At 35.2% G+C, this 21,159-nt stretch carries 20 protein-coding genes; 18 read left to right on the top strand and 2 right to left on the bottom strand.

Annotated elements, in window-relative coordinates; genetic code table 11:
- Positions 1–169 precede the first annotated feature (169 nt).
- Complete coding sequence (gene pepN, locus B6D18_RS01695) at positions 170–2,803, top strand: aminopeptidase N (RefSeq protein ID WP_086362854.1); 2,634 nt, start codon at positions 170–172, stop codon at positions 2,801–2,803.
- A 151-nt stretch (positions 2,804–2,954) separates the two neighbouring features.
- Positions 2,955–3,287 carry a rhodanese-like domain-containing protein gene (locus B6D18_RS01690; RefSeq protein WP_081298763.1) on the top strand — a complete coding sequence of 111 codons (333 nt, stop codon included), beginning with the start codon at positions 2,955–2,957 and terminating at the stop codon, positions 3,285–3,287.
- A gap of 28 nt (positions 3,288–3,315) precedes the next feature.
- Here the strand turns inward: B6D18_RS01690 and B6D18_RS01685 are convergent, their stop codons facing one another.
- A complete protein-coding gene (locus B6D18_RS01685; RefSeq protein WP_086362853.1) occupies positions 3,316–4,164 on the bottom strand; it encodes a MetQ/NlpA family ABC transporter substrate-binding protein in 849 nt (282 codons plus the stop codon).
- A 183-nt stretch (positions 4,165–4,347) separates the two neighbouring features.
- Here B6D18_RS01685 and B6D18_RS01680 point away from each other — a divergent pair, with 183 nt between their 5' ends.
- The 16 genes from B6D18_RS01680 to citG all read left to right on the top strand — a co-directional run bounded on the left by B6D18_RS01680 (position 4,348) and on the right by citG (position 20,331).
- Positions 4,348–5,484 carry an amidohydrolase gene (locus B6D18_RS01680; protein ID WP_086362852.1) on the top strand — a complete coding sequence of 379 codons (1,137 nt, stop codon included), beginning with the start codon at positions 4,348–4,350 and terminating at the stop codon, positions 5,482–5,484.
- A gap of 13 nt (positions 5,485–5,497) precedes the next feature.
- The gene (locus B6D18_RS01675; protein ID WP_086362851.1) at positions 5,498–6,541 is read left to right on the top strand and encodes a methionine ABC transporter ATP-binding protein; all 1,044 of its coding nucleotides are present in this window, start codon (positions 5,498–5,500) and stop codon (positions 6,539–6,541) included.
- A gap of 98 nt (positions 6,542–6,639) precedes the next feature.
- Positions 6,640–7,239: a methionine ABC transporter permease gene (locus tag B6D18_RS01670; protein WP_371328853.1), complete on the top strand. Its 600-nt coding sequence runs from the start codon at positions 6,640–6,642 to the stop codon at positions 7,237–7,239.
- A gap of 257 nt (positions 7,240–7,496) precedes the next feature.
- Positions 7,497–8,312, top strand: coding sequence for a phospholipid ABC transporter ATP-binding protein MlaF (mlaF, locus tag B6D18_RS01665; protein ID WP_086362849.1), 816 nt, complete (start codon positions 7,497–7,499; stop codon positions 8,310–8,312).
- Positions 8,312–9,091, top strand: a complete 780-nt coding sequence (gene mlaE, locus B6D18_RS01660) for a lipid asymmetry maintenance ABC transporter permease subunit MlaE (protein ID WP_086362848.1) — start codon at positions 8,312–8,314, stop codon at positions 9,089–9,091. The genes mlaF and mlaE overlap by 1 nt, the downstream gene beginning before the upstream one ends.
- A gap of 11 nt (positions 9,092–9,102) precedes the next feature.
- A complete protein-coding gene (gene mlaD / locus B6D18_RS01655; protein ID WP_086362847.1) occupies positions 9,103–9,663 on the top strand; it encodes an outer membrane lipid asymmetry maintenance protein MlaD in 561 nt (186 codons plus the stop codon).
- 24 nt (positions 9,664–9,687) lie between these two features.
- Positions 9,688–10,332 (top strand): phospholipid-binding protein MlaC, encoded by a 645-nt coding sequence (mlaC, locus tag B6D18_RS01650; RefSeq protein WP_086362846.1) that lies wholly within the window; start codon positions 9,688–9,690, stop codon positions 10,330–10,332.
- A gap of 6 nt (positions 10,333–10,338) precedes the next feature.
- The gene (locus B6D18_RS01645) at positions 10,339–10,611 is read left to right on the top strand and encodes an STAS domain-containing protein (protein ID WP_034901259.1); all 273 of its coding nucleotides are present in this window, start codon (positions 10,339–10,341) and stop codon (positions 10,609–10,611) included.
- 80 nt (positions 10,612–10,691) lie between these two features.
- Positions 10,692–10,949 (top strand): BolA family protein, encoded by a 258-nt coding sequence (locus tag B6D18_RS01640; protein WP_086362845.1) that lies wholly within the window; start codon positions 10,692–10,694, stop codon positions 10,947–10,949.
- Between the two features lie 95 nt (positions 10,950–11,044).
- On the top strand, positions 11,045–13,072 hold the full coding sequence (prlC, locus tag B6D18_RS01635; protein WP_086362844.1) for an oligopeptidase A: 2,028 nt from the start codon (positions 11,045–11,047) through the stop codon (positions 13,070–13,072).
- Complete coding sequence (locus tag B6D18_RS01630; protein WP_086362843.1) at positions 13,059–13,796, top strand: class I SAM-dependent methyltransferase; 738 nt, start codon at positions 13,059–13,061, stop codon at positions 13,794–13,796. The genes prlC and B6D18_RS01630 overlap by 14 nt, the downstream gene beginning before the upstream one ends.
- 15 nt (positions 13,797–13,811) lie before the next feature.
- Positions 13,812–14,501 carry a 16S rRNA pseudouridine(516) synthase RsuA gene (rsuA, locus tag B6D18_RS01625; protein ID WP_034901248.1) on the top strand — a complete coding sequence of 230 codons (690 nt, stop codon included), beginning with the start codon at positions 13,812–13,814 and terminating at the stop codon, positions 14,499–14,501.
- Positions 14,502–14,565: 64 nt separating this feature from the next.
- Positions 14,566–15,813: a Bcr/CflA family multidrug efflux MFS transporter gene (locus B6D18_RS01620; protein WP_216818800.1), complete on the top strand. Its 1,248-nt coding sequence runs from the start codon at positions 14,566–14,568 to the stop codon at positions 15,811–15,813.
- Entirely contained in the window at positions 15,810–16,337 is a 528-nt protein-coding gene (locus B6D18_RS01615) for a gamma carbonic anhydrase family protein (protein ID WP_086362842.1), read from the top strand. The genes B6D18_RS01620 and B6D18_RS01615 overlap by 4 nt, the downstream gene beginning before the upstream one ends.
- 101 nt (positions 16,338–16,438) lie before the next feature.
- Complete coding sequence (locus B6D18_RS12940) at positions 16,439–19,405, top strand: DNA translocase FtsK 4TM domain-containing protein (protein ID WP_086362841.1); 2,967 nt, start codon at positions 16,439–16,441, stop codon at positions 19,403–19,405.
- Between the two features lie 26 nt (positions 19,406–19,431).
- Positions 19,432–20,331, top strand: coding sequence for a triphosphoribosyl-dephospho-CoA synthase CitG (gene citG, locus B6D18_RS01605; protein WP_086362840.1), 900 nt, complete (start codon positions 19,432–19,434; stop codon positions 20,329–20,331).
- A 38-nt stretch (positions 20,332–20,369) separates the two neighbouring features.
- On the opposite strand, the gene B6D18_RS12880 is transcribed toward citG, so the two are convergent.
- Entirely contained in the window at positions 20,370–20,504 is a 135-nt protein-coding gene (locus B6D18_RS12880) for a hypothetical protein (protein ID WP_256363477.1), read from the bottom strand.
- Positions 20,505–21,159 lie beyond the last annotated feature (655 nt).

Raw genomic sequence — 21,159 nt, 5'->3', positions numbered from 1 at the left:
ATAGTTCATATAGACATTTTGGTAAAATTAATCGAAATTCATTCCAAAATGATAAATAAATATAATTGATTCTATTTTAAAAGAATAATCATAGACACTAATGGGTATTAACCCCGTTTTGATTAATTTGAATACATAATTAGCACATCACTTACAAAGGTATATAAACATGAGTACAACGACAACTGATATACAACCGACTGCTAAATATCGTCATGACTATAAAACACCAGACTTTACTATTACTGACATCGATCTTGATTTCGATTTAGCGGCAGAAACAACGACAGTTATCGCCCGTAGTCATATCATCAAAAAAAATTCTCAAGCCAACGATTTAGTATTAGATGGCGAAGAACTTAAATTAGTTTCAGTAAATATTGATGAACAACCATGGTCTGATTATCAAATTACAAAAACGGGATTAACGATTAATAATGTCCCTTCTGAATTTACCTTAACTATTGTTAATCAAATTAAGCCTATCGATAATACTGCACTAGAAGGATTATATGTTTCTGGTGATGCATTATGCACTCAATGTGAAGCTGAAGGTTTCCGCCACATTACTTACTACCTCGATAGACCAGATGTTCTAGCACGATTTTCAACTAGAATTACCGCTAATAAACAACAATATCCTTACTTATTATCTAATGGTAATCGCATTGCACAAGGGGAACTTTCCGACGGTAGGCATTGGGTGCAATGGCAAGATCCATTTCCTAAACCGGCCTATTTATTCGCATTAGTAGCTGGTGATTTTGATATTTTAAAAGATCAGTTTACTACCCGCTCAAATCGCAAAATTGCTTTAGAAATTTACGTTGATAAAGGCAACTTAGATCGTTCACAATGGGCAATGACCAGTTTAAAAAATGCCATGCGCTGGGATGAAAGCCGTTTTGATTTAGAATATGATTTAGATATTTTTATGATTGTAGCCGTTGATTTTTTCAACATGGGAGCAATGGAAAATAAAGGCCTTAACATTTTCAATTCTAAATATGTCCTTGCTAAACCACAAACTGCCACCGATGATGATTATATCGGTATTGAATCAGTAATTGGTCACGAATATTTTCATAATTGGACCGGTAATCGAGTCACTTGTCGTGATTGGTTCCAACTTAGCCTAAAAGAAGGATTAACAGTATTTAGAGATCAAGAATTCACTTCTGATCAAGGACTCAGATCGGTAAAACGCATTGCTGATGTCAAACTGTTACGCACAGTACAATTTGCGGAAGATGCAAGCCCGATGTCTCATCCTATTCGTCCTGAACAAGTAATTGAAATGAATAATTTTTATACTGTTACCGTATACGAAAAAGGTGCAGAAGTGATTCGTATGATGCATACATTATTAGGTGAAGCTAACTTTCAGGCTGGTATGAAACTTTATTTTGAACGCCATGATGGTAGTGCAGCAACTTGTGATGATTTTGTTGCAGCTATGCAAGATGCATCGGGAATTGATTTAACTCAGTTTAAATTATGGTATAGTCAATCAGGCACACCAGTGTTAACAGTAACGGACAGCTACAATCCACAAAATCAACAATACACCTTAACTGTTGAGCAACATACGCCGGCAACGCAAGATCAAAGTCAAAAACAGGCGCTACATATTCCATTAGATATCGAACTTTATCAGCAAAATGGTGGTGTGATTGCATTGCAATATCAAAATAAACCTATTCATCACGTACTAAATGTAACCCAATCCAAACAAGAATTTGTTTTTGATCATGTTTCAGAAAAACCAATTGTTTCACTATTAAGAGATTTTTCAGCTCCAGTAAAACTCAATTACAATTATCAAGATCACGATCTTATATTCTTAATGCAACATGCCACCAATGCTTTTAGTCGTTACGATGCAGCGCAAATGTTATTAGCAAAATATGTGCGTATGAATGTAAATAATTATCATCAGAATTTATCAATGACAATTCCTGAGCCAGTATTAGATGCTTTTAGAGGAATATTACTATCAGATACCGCTGAACCAGCACTTATAGCACAAATACTGACTTTACCTTCGGAAAATGAATTGGCAAATCTATTTGATATCGTTGATCCGATGGCTATTTATCAAGTTCGTCAATTCTTATTAGGTATCTTTGCTAATGAACTCTATGATGAACTAACTGCGGTTTATCATCATAATCAAACTGCACAATATCAGATTGAACATACTGACATTGGTAAACGCATGTTGAAAAACTGCTGTTTATCATTATTAGCTTATGCTGACGATAAATCGCTAGCGAATACTTTAGTTGAACAACAATATCAACAAGCCAATAATATGACAGATTCATTAGCGGCGCTTACCACAGCAGTAAAAGCGCAATTAACATGTCGACATACATTACTCTCCGATTTCGATGATAAATGGTATCAAGATGGTTTAGTAATGGATAAGTGGTTGGCTTTAAATGCGACAAGTCCAGAGCAAAATGTATTATCAACAGTGAAAAAATTGCTTAATCATCGCTCTTTTTCACTCAATAATCCAAATCGAATAAGAAGTCTAATTGGTGCTTTTGTTAACAATAACCCTGTTGCTTTTCATGCTGAAGATGGCAGTGGCTACCATTTCTTAGTTGAAATATTAATGGAACTAAACCAGAAAAACCCACAAGTGGCATCAAGACTTATTGATCCACTTATTCGATTAAAACGTTATGACGAAAATCGTCAGAAAAAAATGACAGCTGCTTTAGAAAGCTTATTAAAACTAGATAACTTATCTAAAGATCTGTATGAAAAAATCACTAAAGCGTTAGCTGCATAATAAATTAACAGCATTATAAGGAGCAAAATCCCACCTTGTTATTGATCAATAAGATTTAGTTAAGGTGGGATTTTTAATTAAACAACAGCAAATTTGCTACCAAAAACCCCGTTCCTCAAAATTTTTGCCGAAATTAAAATGAGTTTGAAAAATGACAATGATAAAAGAAATTAGCCCATTACAACTAAAACAAAAAATTGAGAGTAAAGCACCACTCTATTTACTTGATGTCCGAGAAGCTAATGAAGTCGCCATTTGTATGCTTGACGGCGCCAATCATATTCCAATGAATTTAATACCACTTTATTTAGATAAAATTCCTGACGAAGTAGATATTGTGATTTATTGCCATCATGGCGTAAGAAGCCTCAATGTAGCTAACTATTTGGTCGAAAATGGTTTTGATAGTGATTTTCTATATAATTTAACTGGTGGCATTGACGCATGGGCACAACTCATTGATACCAGTATGCCTAAATATTAAATAGCCCGTATTTAAACGGGCAAACTTATTATTCTTGTGGCATGACCCAATAACCATTTTGGTTGTGTTCTTTCATATATTCTTTAAATTGCTGCGACTGATAAATACGCTTTATATCTTTTGCCCACTGGCTATTTTCATTACCACCATTAACCACCACCATGATTTCTAAATCAGGGATAATTGTTTCTGATAACAACGCTCTTATCGAATCTATATTGGCAGAATAAACGATACTTCCAGGAATAACAGCAAAGTCTAACTCATTTAAGACTCTTGGAATATTGGCAGAATCCATTTCAACAATATCCACACCAGCAATATTTTCGGCAATATCATTTTTGCTAACAATAATTGGATTAGTATTTGGTTTTAACTTAATCCAACCGGCTTTTTCCAATAAATTATATGAACGAGCCGCATTTGAGGCATCTTGAGGAATACCAATTTTAGCACCAGAAAAGACATTTTTGATTGAAGTATATTTATTAGAAAATATTGCCGCAGGCACTGAAGGTACATGCACTACCGGTTTTAAATTTGCTTTACGTTGACTATTAAAGACATCCATATAAGCGGTATGCTGAGCAACAGTTAAATCAATACTTCCTTCGCTTAATGCTACATCAGATTCTAATAAATGAGGAAAATTAACTAATTTAACTTTATAACCTTCAGCTTCAAGTATTGGTTTAACAGCATCTTTGAACAGATCATTATACGGCCCTGGTGATACGCCCATACTGATCTCTTTTTTAGTTTGATTATCAACCTTAGATGATGAGTTATCACATGCGCTAATTAAAAAAATAGAACTAAATAATGCCAATAGTGCAACATTGTTAACAAATTTTTGTTTGATAAAACTTATTTTCATTTGAACTATCCTCAGTGAAATGTAAATTTAACAAACACTCTAACATACAAATAACAATTCATTTATTCCATGTACTTCTATCTTATAACTTTTTGGAATAAGTTATAAAAAACGATTATTAGAGCAAAAAAGTCAGCTGTGCTACCGTAAAAGTATCAAAAATTGATATCTATTGGATATGCCATGACTGACACGATTGCCCCTATTGTTGAGCAACTTTTTCTTGATTTACATAAAAATCCAGAACTTTCCAATCAAGAATTTGAAACAACAAAAAAGTTAAGAACTTGCCTAGAACAAGCTAACATTCGTATTTTAGAACTGGGGGCAAAAACTGGTGTTATCGCCGAAATTGGCTCAGGAAGCCCAGTTGTTGCCTTACGAGCAGATATTGACGCCCTACCCATAGATGAACAATCTGATTGTCAATACCGTTCAACCAAACAAGGCGTTATGCATGCTTGTGGTCATGACTTGCATACATCTGTGTTAATGGGAGCTGCTTATTTATTAAAAGCTAATGAACAGCAACTAAAAGGAACTGTTCGGTTACTTTTTCAGCCAGCCGAAGAAAATTTTAGCGGCGCGTTACATTTTATCGAAATTGGTGCACTCAATGGGGTTGATGCCATTTTTGGTATGCATAATAATCCTAACTTAACCATTAACCAAATGGCTTCACGAGCAGGCCCTTTTTCAGCTAATGTAGATCGTATTGAAATTACGGTAAAGGGAATTGGAGCACACGCTGCAAGACCTGAATCAGGTATTGATCCAATTGTCATTGGTGCACAGATTGTTAATGCGATACAAACAATTTCCAGTCGTACCATAAGTGGGCTCGACCCCGTAGTGGTTAGCATTACCAAATTCTTAGGTGGAAACACTTGGAATGTGATCCCTGAAACAGTTGAAATGGAAGGTACCGTAAGGACACTTACCCCCGATATAAGGCTAAAGGTCAAGCAACAACTAACTAGCATTGTCGAAAATATTGCCTTTAGTATGGGCGCTGAAGCCGAGTTAAGATGGTTTGATGGACCACCATCAATCATAAACGTGGCTAAATGGGTCGATTTTTGCCAAAACATTGCAAAACAGGAAGGTTATGAGGTTGTTGACTTTCAACCACAACTCGGCGGTGAAGATTTTGCTCACTACTTACATCATGTTCCCGGTGCATTTATCAATCTTGGCTCGCAAAGCCCCTATGCACTACACCATCCTAAATTTTTAGTTAATCGCAATATGATAATGCCAGCAGCTAATTATCTCGCAAATCTTGCGCAACTCGGATTGATTGAATTAGCCAAACATTGATAGGTATAACATAATGATAAAATTTGAAAATGTATCGAAACAATATGAACGCAATGGAATTACGACTCAAGCATTACAAAATATCAATTTAACCATCCAAAAAGGCGATATTTACGGCATTATTGGCTATAGTGGTGCAGGAAAAAGTACATTAGTACGTCTTATAAATTTTCTGGAAAAACCGACACAAGGCAATGTTATTATTCAAAACCAATCATTAAATCAATTATCAAATCCACAACTACGGCAAGTACGTCGTAAAATTGGTATGATTTTTCAGCATTTCAATCTACTTGAATCGAAAACTGTATATGAAAACATTGCCATCCCTTTAGTATTAATCAAAAAAAACAAACAAGCGATTAAACAAAAAGTCTATGAACTGCTTGAGTTTGTTGGCTTAAGTGATAAAGCCCATAGCTACCCTAAAGAGCTATCAGGAGGCCAAAAACAACGTATTGGCATCGCTAGGGCTTTGGCCAATGATCCCGATATTTTACTTTGTGATGAAGCTACATCAGCACTCGATCCGCAAACCACGCAATCAATTTTGGAATTAATCAAAAAAATTAATGATCAATATAAAATTACCGTGGTATTAATTACCCATGAAATGCATGTTATAGAACAGGTTTGTCATAAAGTCGCGGTGATGGAAAAAGGTAAAATTATTGAACATGGCAATGTACTTGATGTGTTTGGTCATCCCAAACATAAAACCACACAAAATTTTGTTAGCTCAGTAATTAATGATCAAATCCCAGCGGGAGTGGTTGAAAATCTCTTAGAGATAGAAGGAGATAAAAACAATATAAAATTGTTTAAGCTTGAATTTCTGGGTCGTTCAGCCTCTGAACCTGTTATGAATTCGTTAATATTACAACAAAAAGTTGTCGTCAATATTTTGTTTGCTCATATGTCAGAAATTGAAAAAACTGTATTGGGCAGCATGTTTGTTCAACTAAAAGGTAGTGATAGTAATATCGAACAATCGGTACATTTTCTTCGTGAGCATGGGGTAAACGTTACAGAAATCCAACATTGGGAGAGCAATTAATGGAAATAGTAAATGATATTATAAATTATTTAAGCACAACTTTTGCAACTAACGTAACTAGTGCACAATTTGCTCAGGCATCTTATGAAACTTTGTATATGGTAGTTTTTGCTTTAACATTAGGATCATTAATTGGCGTGCCATTGGGTATTTGTTTAGTCACTACTCGACCGTCTGGATTGCTTGAAAATAAAAAGATTTATCAGATAATTAATCCAATTATCAATCTCGTTCGCTCATTACCTTTTATTATCTTGCTAGTGGCAATTCTCCCCTTAACCAAATTAATAGTTGGTAGTTCAATAGGCACAACTGCAGCAATTGTGCCATTAACCTTCTATGTCGCACCATATATTTCTCGATTAGTCGAAAACTCATTGCTCGATGTAAATAGTGGTATTATTGAAGCAGCTGAATCAATGGGCGCAACGCCAATACAAATTATTTGGCATTTTATGCTACCAGAGGCATTTAGCTCTTTAATTTTAACCCTAACTACTGCGACAATTGGTTTAATTGGTGCAACTGCGATGGCTGGAGCCATCGGTGCTGGTGGTATTGGTGATCTAGCCGTTTCATACGGTTATCAACGATTCGATACAACGGTTACCTACATTTGTTTCGTGATTTTAGTTATTGCAATTCAGTTTGTACAAAGTACTGGTAATTATTTGGCTCGTAAAGCTCGACATGAGTAATAACAACAACCAATAATAAATTGATAATAGTGGGTACTCTAATAACAGTACCACTATAAAATTTAAATAAAGCTCCAATTACGTAAACTAACATTAAGTTTTTAAGATAAAGTATTAGCATAAAAAGATGAACAATAAAATTCCTTATGTTTTATACTTATTATTGCTAAAATTACCAATTCATTTAACGCATTTGTTTATTTACAATAATCAAGTAGAATACTCAAAATTCAATTATAGTAGTGTAGGAACTCATTGTGACTGACACATTACAGCAAAATTTGGTCGAAATTCACGATATGTCTTTTTATCGTGGTACTCGGCCTATTTACAAAAATATGAACCTAACGGTACCCAAAGGCAAAGTCACCGCTATCATGGGGCCATCTGGGATAGGTAAAACTACGCTATTAAGACTTATTGGTGGGCAATTAAAACCACAAGCTGGTCAAATTTTATTTGATGGTGAAGATGTTCCTAGTATGACACGCTCACGGCTATATGAAGTCCGTAAACGCATGAGCATGCTATTTCAATCAGGTGCATTATTCACTGACTTATCGGTATTTGATAATGTTGCTTATCCATTACGTGAGCATCTAAATTTACCTGAGCCAGTTTTACATAATTTAGTCTTGATGAAACTACAATCAGTAGGCCTTCGTGGCGCTGCCAATATGATGCCTTCCGAATTATCTGGAGGTATGGCTCGGCGTGCCGCGTTAGCCAGAGCTATCGCTCTCGATCCGGATCTCATTATGTTTGATGAACCATTCGCTGGACAGGATCCGATATCAATGGGAGTGATCGTTAAGCTTATTGCTGAACTCAATCAATCGCTTGGCTTAACCTGTATTGTAGTTAGCCATGATGTTAATGAAGTGTTAAGTATTGCTGACTATGCATACATTGTTGCTGAACAACATATTATTGCTGGTGGAACGTCTCAAGAATTGCGTAATAATGATGATCTACGCGTTAAGCAATTCCTTGAAGGTTTAGCCGATGGTCCAGTACCCTTTCATTATCCGGCTGTTGATTACAAATTAGACCTAAGTAGAGGTGCAAACTAATGTTGAACTTAATTGCAAAACTTGGTCAATCAATAATTAATATTATTGCTATGTTAGGCCGCTCAGGAGTTATGCTATTTGGTGCACTTATCGGTAAACCTCAATTTAGCAAACAATTTCCATTACTTGTTAAACAATTTTATTTTGTCGGTGTACAATCGCTTTCCATTATTATCGTATCTGGTCTTTTTATAGGTATGGTATTGGCGTTACAAGGTTATTTTATTTTAACTACCTTTGGTGCCGAAGCAAGTTTAGGGATGCTAGTTGCCCTTGCTTTATTACGAGAGCTTGGTCCTGTGGTTGCTGGATTACTTTTTGCCGGCCGAGCTGGTTCAGCCCTAACTGCCGAAATAGGATTAATGAAGGCCACTGAACAATTGTCAAGTATGGAGATGATGGCGATCGATCCATTAAGAAGAATTATTGCACCACGGTTTTGGGCGGGATTTTTCTGTATGCCATTTTTAACCGCAATTTTTGTCGCTGTTGGTATTTTAGGCGGTGTATTAGTCGGTGTTGATTGGAAAGGTATTGATGCTGGATTTTTTTGGTCTTCTATTCAAAGTAATGTCGATTGGTGGCACGATTTAGGCAATTGTTTTATAAAAAGCTTTGCTTTTGCAATCGCTAGTACATGGATTGCATTATTTAATGGTTATGATTGCGTACCAACATCAGAAGGAATCAGTCGGGCAACAACCAACACTGTTGTCTATTCATCATTAGTTATTTTGGGGTTAGATTTTATTTTAACCGCATTAATGTTTAGTAATTGAGGTCATTAAACATGAGTCGTAAAGTTGAAATTACAGTAGGATTATTTATGGTACTGGTGATCTGCTCAGTACTCTTTTTATGCTTTAGAGTTACTGACCCAACATCTTTTGCTAGTCATAATTCTTACCGTGTTTATGCAGTATTTGATAATATTGGTGGATTAAAGGTAAGATCACCAATAAAAATTGGTGGGGTAGTAATTGGTCGTGTCAGTGATATTAGCTTAAAATCAGTCAATAATGATGCTTATAAACCTTATGTTACTATGGATCTAGATGCCCAATACGATAAAATTCCGAGCTCTAGTTCACTTTCTATCAAAACCTCTGGCCTATTAGGTGAACAATTCATTGATATTAATATCGGATTAGATCAACAAAGTGAACACGAACTAGATGCAGACGATGCAAATGATGCAAATGTACCAATCAATAATGATATTAACAAGAAACCAGCTTATTTTATAAATGGTTATGTCATTAACAATACAAAACCTGCCATGTTGATTGAAGATTTAATTGGGAAGTTTTTATATAGCGCTGGTGGATCGTCAGCTAAAGATAACAAATAAGATACCTGAAAGTGAGGAGTAACTATGTTAACCAAATTGAAACAAAGCTTATTTTTAATACTTGCATTAATGATAAGTACAGCAGCGTTTGCAGAAAATGATCCATATAAAGATATGCAAGTTGCAGCAGACAAAATTTTTAGTTCTATGAAAGCGCAATCAGCGACGCTTAAATCAAATCCAAATAAACTTAAAGATATCGTCAGAGCTGACTTACTACCTTATGTACAAGTTAAATATGCCGGTGCACTCATCTTGGGTAATGCGTATAAAACTGCAACTGATACACAACGTACGGCTTATTTCAAAGCTTTCGAAAACTATCTGGTTCAAGCTTTTGCCCAAGCGCTTTCAATGTATAACGGTCAATCTTATCAAGTTGAAGCCTCAAAAGATTTAACCGGTAAATCAATAATTTCTATCCGTGTATTATTAAATCAACCAGATAAAAATCAACAACCATTACGCATTGATTTCCAATGGCGAAAAAATACCGTAACTGGTCAATGGAAAGCTTATGATTTAATAGCTGAAGGCGTAAGTATGATTACAACCAAACAAAATGAATGGTCAACAATTTTACGCCAAGATGGAATTGATGCATTAACTAAACAGTTAAATGATCTATCTATTCGCAATATTGATCCAAACGCTAAACAAAAAGGTTAGTTCATCATGTCGCGAATCCAAGCAGAAAAACAACAAAATACACTTAATTTAATCGGTGAGCTTGATGCTCACTCATTAAATGATTTATGGTCAACACAAAATACACTTTTAAATGGTGTAACGGATATCAATGTAACGCAAGTTACCCGAGTTGACTCTTCTGGGCTTGCGACACTGGTCTATTTTTGTAACCAATATAATATCAAATTAACCGGGATCAGCCCCCAGTTACAAACATTAATTGAACTTTATGATTTGCAAACAGTTATTAATCAATAACTGTTAATGCAATTTCATAATAAAACCCCCTTTCCTCAAAATTTTTTAATATAAAAATATAAATACTAAGAGTTTAAATAATGGATAAGCAAGAAATTATAGCTAAATTAAAAAGTTCACTCGACCTCGATGATGTTCATGTAATGACAGATGATGGCAGCCACTTTCAAGTTATTGCAGTTAGTGAAATGTTTGCCGAATTAAGTAGAGTAAAAAAACAACAAGCTATATATGCACCTTTAGCCGAATTTATTAATGATAATCGGATCCATGCATTATCAATAAAAACATATACACCGACTGAATGGCAACGTGAGCGTAAATTAATGGGTTTATAATTAAACCCAATCAGCATTTTGACTTGAATTAAGGTTTTTAGCCACAACATAATGTTTTATTAAGAATCATAATCATTCGCATAAGGTATCGCAGTATGACTAACCCACTATTAAGCAATTCATCATTACCCCAATTTTCAAAAATTAAACCTGAGCATGTTCTGCCTGCTATTCAAGAGACATTAAACAACTGTCGTAAAACAATCGAATCAGTATTGGAACAAAATAGTGAATACACTTGGGATAACCTAATACAACCCATTGATGAAATGGATGAAAAATTTAGCCGAGCATGGTCACCTGTTAGTCATCTTAATTCAGTGAAAAATAGTCCTGAATTACGTGAAGCTTATGAAGCTTGTTTACCATTACTCTCGGAATACAGTACTTGGGTTGGACAACATAAACCGCTATATCAAGCTTACAAACAACTTAAAGATAGCAAGCATTATGAAAATTTAAGTAAGGCACAGAAAAAAGTGATCGACAATGCTTTACGTGATTTTGAATTATCTGGAATTGGTTTATCAGATGATAAACAAAAACGTTATGGTGAAATTGTTGCCAAACTTTCAGAATTATCATCGCAATATAGTAACAATGTATTAGATGCAACAATGGGATGGTCCAAACTAATTACTAATGTTGACGATTTATCTGGATTACCCGAAAGTGCCTTAGCTGCAGCAAAAGAACAAGCAAAAGCTAAAAATCAAGAAGGTTGGTTACTGACTTTAGATATGCCAAGTTATTTACCAATTATGACCTACTGTGATAATCGAGACTTACGCTTTGAACTTTATCAAGCATATAATACTCGCGCATCCGATCAAGGGCCTAATGCAGGTAAATGGGATAATACCGATATTATTAAACAAATTTTAGCACTTCGTGATGAACTTGCTAAATTACTCGGTTTTGAAACTTATGCCGACAAATCATTAGCGACCAAAATGGCTGAAACTACTGCTCAAGTTACTGCCTTTTTAACTGATTTAGCTAGCAAGGCCAAACCGCAAGGTGAAAAAGAGTTAGCCGATTTAAAAAGATATGCTTATGAGTTCTTTGGAGCTAGTGATATTAAACCTTGGGATATCGCTTATTACAGCGAAAAACAAAAACAACATCTATATACTATCAATGATGAAGAACTTCGCCCTTATTTCCCTGAACAACGTGTCGTTAGTGGATTATTTGAAGTCGTGCGCCGTATTTTTGGTATTACCGCTAAACAACGCCACGACGTAGAAGTTTGGGCGCCAGAGGTAAAATTTTATGATCTTTATGCAGCCAATGGTGAATTAAAAGGTAGTTTTTATCTAGACTTATATGCCCGTGAACATAAACGTGGCGGAGCTTGGATGGATGATTGTATTGGCCAAATGCGTTTTGCCGATGGTCATCTGCAAAAACCTGTAGCTTATTTAACCTGTAACTTTAATCGTCCAATTGGTGATCAACCAGCATTATTCACCCACAATGAAGTCACCACGTTATTCCATGAATTTGGTCATGGATTACATCATATGTTGACTGAAATTGAGGTGTCGTCGGTAGCAGGTATTAATGGAGTTCCCTGGGATGCCGTTGAATTACCAAGTCAATTTTTAGAGAATTGGTGCTGGCAACCTGAGGCTTTAGAATTTATCTCCGGTCATTATCAAACTGGAGAACCTTTACCTAAAGAGATGCTAGATAAAATGCTAGATGCCAAAAACTTCCAAGCAGCATTATTTATTTTACGTCAATTAGAATTTGGTTTATTTGATTTTAAACTACATAGTAACAATGCACCGGATATTTTAGAGACATTAAAACAGGTCAGACAACAAGTTGCAGTGGTACCTACTGTTGATTGGGGACGATTCCCACATGCATTTAGCCATATTTTTGCTGGTGGTTATGCAGCTGGTTATTATAGTTATCTCTGGGCGGAAGTTTTATCGGCTGATGCATTTTCTCGTTTTGAAGAAGAAGGAATTTTTAATGAATCAACCGGTAATGCATTTCTTGATAATATTTTGTCCCAAGGTGGCAGTGATGAACCTATGACATTGTTTAAAAATTTCCGTGGTCGTGAACCACAACTTGAGGCATTACTTCGTCATTATGGAATCCACTAATGTCAATACTGCTCAGCTAAAACAATTAGCTGAGCAGTGGTTATCCGATCATATTGAACTTCCATTTGTTTTAGTTAGTCAAGCTCATCAACTTGAGTTACAAAAAACCGATGAGCCCAAATTAGGTGCAGTCGCAGTTAATTTTGTGTCAGGCACAATGGCACATCGTCGTCAATTTGGTGGTGGCCGTGGTGAAGCTATCGCTAAAGCCGTTGGCGTTAAAGGTAGTTATTTACCAACCGTTATTGATGCCACTGCAGGATTAGGACGAGATGCCTTCGTATTAGCTTCTATTGGCTGTCAGGTTACCATGTTTGAGCGTCATCCGGTAGTCGCAGCTTTACTCGCTGATGGACTTGATCGTGCTTATCAAGATCCGACTATTGGTCAATTATTACAAAAACAGTTATGTTTAATTTATAATTCAAGCTTACATGGACTCAGCTTATATCAAGATAAACCTGATGTGGTGTATCTTGATCCGATGTTTCCACATCGACAAAAAAGTGCATTAGTCAAAAAAGAGATGCGTATTTTTCAACAATTAGTCGGTAGTGATCTTGATGCCGAAAGTTTGCTCGAACCGGCAAGGCGATTAGCCAAAAAACGAGTTGTTGTCAAACGGCCTGATTATGCACCATTTTTAGCCAATCAAAAACCAACGGCTGAAATTAAAACTAAAAATCATCGTTTTGATATTTATACACCATTAGATTGTATATAGGAACAGTATTTAAATATGCGACTGGATAAATTTCTTGCTCACCATTTAGGTGTGAGTCGAACAATAGTCAATAAAGAACTTAAAGCCCAAAAAGTTACCGTTAATGGTGATATTGTCAAATCAGGTGCTTATCATATCTCACCAGATCAAATTGTAGAATATGATGGTTTCGAAATCGTCCCTATTACCGAAAATCGCTACTTTATGCTCAATAAACCACAAGGTTATGTCTGTTCTACTGATGATCCGGATCATCCAACTATCCTCTATTTTATTGATGAACCTATGGCAGAAAAACTGCATTCAGCAGGCAGACTGGATCTTGATACCACTGGTTTGGTTTTATTAACCGATGATGGTAAGTGGTCACATCGTATAACATCACCTAAACATCATTGTGAAAAAGTTTATCAAGTGACGGTTGAACAACCACTTACCGCTAATCTTATTGATATCTTTAAACAAGGCATTCAGTTAAAAAGTGAAAAAACTCTGACCGAACCAGCTAAATTGATTATCATTGACGATTATCATGCAGAACTCACTATAAGCGAAGGGCGATATCACCAAGTAAAACGAATGTTCGCAGCGGTAAATAACCATGTCACCCAATTACATCGCAAACAGATCGGCAATATTGTTCTTGATATACCTGAAGGTGAATATCGGCCACTTACTCAGGACGAGATCAATTCGTTTAATTAGTATTTTTGATTAGATTGAATAAATAATGATTTTTGCTAAATTTTAGCTCCAAAGGAATGACGACGTGCAAACACAAGATCCGCAAATAGCAATCAAGGTTTCTAAACAAGCACTCATTTTTATTCTTGGTTTAATTTCAATGTTGATGCCATTATCCATTGATATGTATTTGCCAAGTATGCCAACTATTGCCGAAAAATTTAATGTTGCCGACTCCACTGTACAATTAACGATAAGTTGTTATTTATTAGGATTTTCACTAGGCCAACTTTTATTTGGCCCTCTAACCGATAGCTATGGACGACGGAAAGTTTTAACTTTTGGGCTAATTATCTTCATCATTGCAGCATTATGTTGTAGTCTAGCTGCCAATATAAATCAATTAATTACTGCTCGATTTTTTCATGGCATAGCGGCATCAGCTACTACCATTGTCATTAATGCATTAATGAAAGATATTTATCGTGATCGTGATGAGTTTTCAAAAATGATGTCTTTTGTCATGCTCATCTCTAATGTTGCCCCACTACTTGCACCAATTATTGGCGGTTTTATTCTATTTTGGCTTGACTGGCAAGCAAACTTTTATGTTCTTAGTTTAATGGCTATCATCTGCCTAGGCTTGGTAACAATCAATATCCCTGAAACCTTAGCCAAATCGAAACGTGATAAATTTAGCATAATTAGAATTTTAAGCAATTTCATTGCGTTATTTAGACATAGGCAAGTATTTACTTATATGATGATTGGCGCATTTTCTGGAGCAGGACTATTCTCATTTCTCAGTCTGGGGCCATTTGTTTATATTAATTTACATGGTGTTGCTTCAATCAATTTTGGTTATTACTTTGCTATAAATATTTTAGTTATGATATTTATGAACACCCTAAATAGCCGTCTGGTACGACGAGTTGGCTCGATAAAAATGATACAATTAGGATTATTAATTCAGTTTGTAATGACAATTGGTATGGCAATTACCAGTATATTTTACTTTGGATTTTTCTTTTTAGTCATATTTATTGCTGGTTATATCGGTTGTATTTCAACCATAGGAGGGAATTGCATGGCGGTAATTCTTGATTGTTATTCTCATATCGCCGGAACCGCATCCTCACTTGCAGGCACGATTCGCTTTGCGGTTGCCGGCGCTATTGGTGTTTTACTTTCTACACTCGTTTCAACACAGACTACAACCTCGGTTACTAATAGTTTAACTGAATCGTTAATGGTTGGTTCTATGGTGATCTGTAACTTCTTAGCCGTCGGTTTATTTTTGAGTGTTAGAAATATAACAAGGAAAAAAACATGATTTATCAATTAGACAACTTAAAACCACAAATTAATCCAACTTGCTTTGTTGCCAACTCTGCCGATATTATTGGTGATGTGGTTTTAGATGAAAATGTATCTATTTGGTTTAATGCAGTTTTACGTGGTGATATCGCCAAGATACATATTGGTAAAAACAGTAATGTTCAAGATAACTCTACGATTCATATTGAAACTAAAGTTCCATGTATTATTGGTGAAAACGTAACAATTGGCCATAACGTCATTTTACATAGTTGCACGGTCGAAGATAATGTTTTAATTGGTATGGGTAGCACAATTTTAAATAATGCTAAAATTGCCAAAAATTGCTTAGTAGGCGCTAACTCGCTGGTTACTCACAGCTTACCATATGAAGAAGGTTGCCTAATTATGGGATCTCCAGCTAAAATTATTCGTAAATTGACTGAGAAAGAAATTCTAGCCAACATTACAAATGCTCAACACTATGTATTAAATGCGCAGAGATTTAAACAAACCTTGATCGAATTGAATTCATACTAATACCAATAAATTACTTTTTATATGCCATTCTCGCTATAAGTGGGTTCAATTTATGATAAAATAGCTAAAATTTTTAATTAAAATAGCTTTTAGGTACGTGTTTGAAAAAATTTAAAATTACTAGAAGAAATATTGTTATTCAATTAATTCTATTAACATTAATAGGATTGTCTGTTTGTTTATTTTTATCACTTTTTACTTACAACCCATCGGATCCGGGTTGGTCACGTACTGCTTGGCATAATCCTATTACCAATTTTGGTGGTTATATTGGTGCATACGCTGCTGATATTTTATTTCAGTTTTTTGGACTGATTGCTTTTAGTTTACCTATTATTATTATTTTCTTTTGTTTACAATCAATGGGCTATTTTTACCGTCATAGTAATGAACCAATTAACTATTTCAGTGTTTCATTTCGAATTATAGGTATATTAGCTTTTGTACTTAGTTGTTGTGGTTTTTTTACCTTAAATATTCGTGACCCAGAACAATTCCAAGCCGGTGGGTATCTAGGTTCAATGGTCATTGAAAGTTTGTTACCTGTTATGAGCAACTTAGTCACCTCTTTAGCTTTACTGACTACAACCTTAGCTTGTGTTACATTACTGACTGGCTTTTCTTGGCTTTATCTATTTGAAAAAATCGGCGCATTGGTTATGTTAATACTGTCGCCAATAAAATGGTTATTTACGCCAGATAAAGTGACACAATCAATTGAGCAAAATCAAAATGATGAAGCAGCTATCGAAGAAAAAGAACCACAAATTGATCTACATCTTGATATAGATGATAGTAACCAAGATCGTGTTGAACTAACCAACTTGGCGATAAATAATCCAGAAATAGCCACTGAAATAGATACAAACAAAACAGAGCCAACAATAGATCCGATTTCATTACAAAATGATGAAAAATTCATAAAAACGGCAGCACAATTATTACAAACACTCGAAGCTAACTCTACAACTACAGACGAAACTCGTGATGTAACTGACAAGACAGCCAAAAAAGACCTTGATCCTGACGCAATATTAGCGCGGATGGAAACCATTTTAAAAAATATGAATGAAGGTAGTACAACTAATTCTACTAATTTGGCGAAATCTAATAGCCAAACGGATAGTCTAGAGATTATCCAACCGTTCGAAGAAGATAAGTACACGATTGCCGATGCGCCAAGTAAACCATTATTTACTATGGAACATCATGAACCTGAAATAAATATAAATCATCCTACTTTTAATAACGAAAGTGTGATAGAACCAACTGTGATACAACCAGTTGAGGATGAAATATCACTAAGCATTACCCCAGAATATAATCATTATCAAACCAATGATATTCCAAACCGCTTTGAGATACCAGAGGATGTTGATATCTCACTTCTTAAACAACAAAATCCTACTATAGATGATATTTATTTGAATGATGTTGCTATCGAAGAAACGATACAACCATTCATCTCTTTAACTCAAACGGTACCAATTATCAATGAAGATGCCAATGAAGATGAAGATGAAGGTGAAAGCTTAATTCATCCGTTATTACAACGTAATGATAAACCTTTACCCAAGCCAACTACCCCATTACCATCGTTGAGTTTATTAACGGCACCACCAACAACACGAATTGAGGTTGATCATGTTGCGTTAAATGCCATGTCACAGCAAATTGAAAAAAGTTTATCTGATTATCGAGTAAAAGCTCGTGTTGTTGATTATCTACCTGGACCCGTGATTACACGATTTGAAATCGAACTGGCTCCGGGTATTAAAGCTGCCAGAATATCAACGCTAGATCGCGATTTAGCTCGTTCATTATCAATGCCATCAGTGAGGGTTGTAGAAGTTATACCTGGTAAACCTTATGTCGGTATTGAATTACCTAATCAAAATCGACAAACCGTTTATTTCAGAGAAGTATTAGATAGCCCACAATTCAAAAACGCTCAATCTCCACTTACTGTCGTTTTAGGAAAAGACATTGCTGGACAATCGGTGGTTGCTGATTTAGCAAAAATGCCTCACTTATTAGTCGCAGGGACAACAGGTTCAGGAAAATCGGTTGGTGTTAATGCCATGATATTAAGCATTTTATACAAATCACAACCGGAAGATGTTAGGTTCATCATGATAGATCCTAAAATGTTAGAACTCTCTATCTATGAAGGAATACCACATCTGTTAACTCAAGTCGTCACCGATATGAAAGATGCGGCAAATGCTCTTAACTGGTGTGTGAATGAAATGGAAAAACGCTATCGTTTAATGTCAGCCTTAGGGGTGCGTAACATTGCTGGTTTTAATGAGAAAATCAAGCTTGCTGAAGAGATGGGACGACCGATTCCTGATCCTCTCTGGAAACCAACCGATAGTATGGATCTAGAAATGCCGACGCTTGAAAAACTTCCATATATTGTGGTTATGGTTGATGAATTTGCCGATTTAATTATGGCTGTTGGTAAAAAAGTAGAAGAGTTAATTGCTCGACTTGCCCAAAAAGCCCGAGCCGCAGGTATTCATTTGGTACTTGCAACCCAAAGACCTTCTGTTGATGTTATTACCGGTTTAATTAAAGCTAACATACCAACCCGTATTGCATTTACAGTTTCAAGTAAGATTGACTCACGAACCATTTTGGATCAAATGGGTGCGGAATCTCTGCTTGGTATGGGTGATATGCTCTATTTAGCGCCTAATAGCTCTATTCCTGTTCGTGTTCATGGCGCTTTTGTCCGGGATGAAGAAGTTCATGCCGTCGTACAAGATTGGAAAGCCCGTGGTAAACCTAAATATATTGAAAATGTAACAGTCTCCACCGACGATAGTGAAAGTGGTAGCTTTGATACTATTGATGAAGAACTCGATCCACTATTTGATCAAGTGGTTTCTTTCGTCATTGAAACACGTAGAGCATCAATATCCAGTGTCCAACGTAAATTTAGAATTGGTTATAACCGAGCCGCACGAATTGTGGAACAAATGGAAATGGAAGGCATTATAAGTGCACCTGCCCATAATGGTAACCGAGAAGTACTTGCTCAAGCATCTCATAATGATTATTAAGCTTAATTGTAAAGGCAACCTATTCCATGAGTAATTATTTATCGCAAGTAATTAGCTTAGAATCGAAATTGATAAGTCACAATGTCCTGAGCTCACCGACAATATTGGCTGTACAAGCGTTAATTAGAGAGATCTGCTTATCACCCAAACCTGGATTGGTTGATATGAACAATAATGGCGCACATCACGATATGAATTTTCAAACATTCATAACAAGTATTAACGCGATTTCAAATTGGTTTGAACGCTTTTATCAATATGGTAAACATAATGCCAACGTTGCAGCACCTGATTTTTTAGCAAATATTCGACCAATTGGCCTTGAATGTGAAACAGCGATGTTTAGTGCAACTAAACAAGTTAATACTCATAAAGGTGGTATATTTGCCTTTGGTCTATTACTAAGTGCCATCGGTAAATTAGAGCAACTTAAATTACAAACTACTACTCCGATGATCTGTAATGAGGTAGCCAATATTTGCCACGGTATGGTTAATAAAGAATTATCGCAAAATAATTGCAGTCATTCAGTAGGAGAACGACTTTTTAAACAACATAATCTTACTGGTGCAAGAGGCGAAGCTGAATCAGGATATACAACCGCACGTGAAATATCACTACCAATTTATCGCGAAATGTTGAATAGTGGCTATAATGAAGAATCAGCCCTATTACAAGCCATGCTATACTTACTAGCTTACAATCAAGACACAAACCTAGTTTCTAGAGGAGGACTGGCCGGATTAGAATTTGTGCAAAATGAAGCAAGAGATTTAATCCAACAAGGTGGCGTTATGCATCCAAATGGGCTAGAAATGATTGCTAAGTTAGATGACGAACTGATAAAACGCCACCTAAGTCCTGGTGGCTCAGCTGATCTTATTGCAGTTACATGGTTTTTATCTCATTATGCAGCTCAAAATTAACTCATTTAGCTTATAAAAGTTCTAATAAAAATTGATGGTTAAGCGGTAACCAATAAATTATTGATAAAAGCACCGTAACGATTGTCACGCCAGCTAAAGTAAAATAAACGACAGTTATTAAACATCATTTCAAGTTCATCCACTAACCCAAAATTGATAATGAAGTCATTCATTGTGTAAATACCCTAAGATAATCTAAATTAAAGCACTTCATACTTCAGTCTATCTCACACTTTATTTAACTACTAACTACGACGAGAACATTTTAATAACAGAAAACATACAAATTAAATAATCATTTATAACTAGATCACTCATTATTGGATCGATAAAAAGTATTGTAGTTGATAGCTATATTGCTGATGGAATTAAGCTAGGAAACAAAAGGTGATAATTAAAAACCAGCCAACATAATCTTAATAATGATTAAAAAAAGTAAGCGCTAACCAATATATAAGTAATAATTATCAATAAATTTATTACTATAAAATAAAGTATTTAATAAAGAATAATAGATATATTGCGCAGACACAGAAAAAGAAAAAAGTTATTAAAATTTCTCTTAGCTTATTTGATTTGTGCACTTTTTTATACCAACAATTATCCTATTTACCAACATTTCTCATTAAATTATTTGGCAATAGTTAAGACAAACTTGTCTAAACTTATAAACTATGCTAGCTTGCAACCACTCAATAAAATGATAAAAATTAAATTTAAAGCAAAAAAATTAATATTATCAATTGGTTTTATTTTTAATTGATAATAAGGTGATAATTTTTAGTGTGTTTAATTTTTTATCAACGTATAACCATTCTTTAAGTAATG

It is taken from the genome of Gilliamella sp. A7 (genome assembly GCF_002142015.1).
GTDB lineage: Bacteria > Pseudomonadota > Gammaproteobacteria > Enterobacterales > Orbaceae > Gilliamella > Gilliamella apis_A.
Note: the sequence above shows the minus strand (reverse complement) of the source record. Positions and strands in the feature narration are given on the sequence as shown.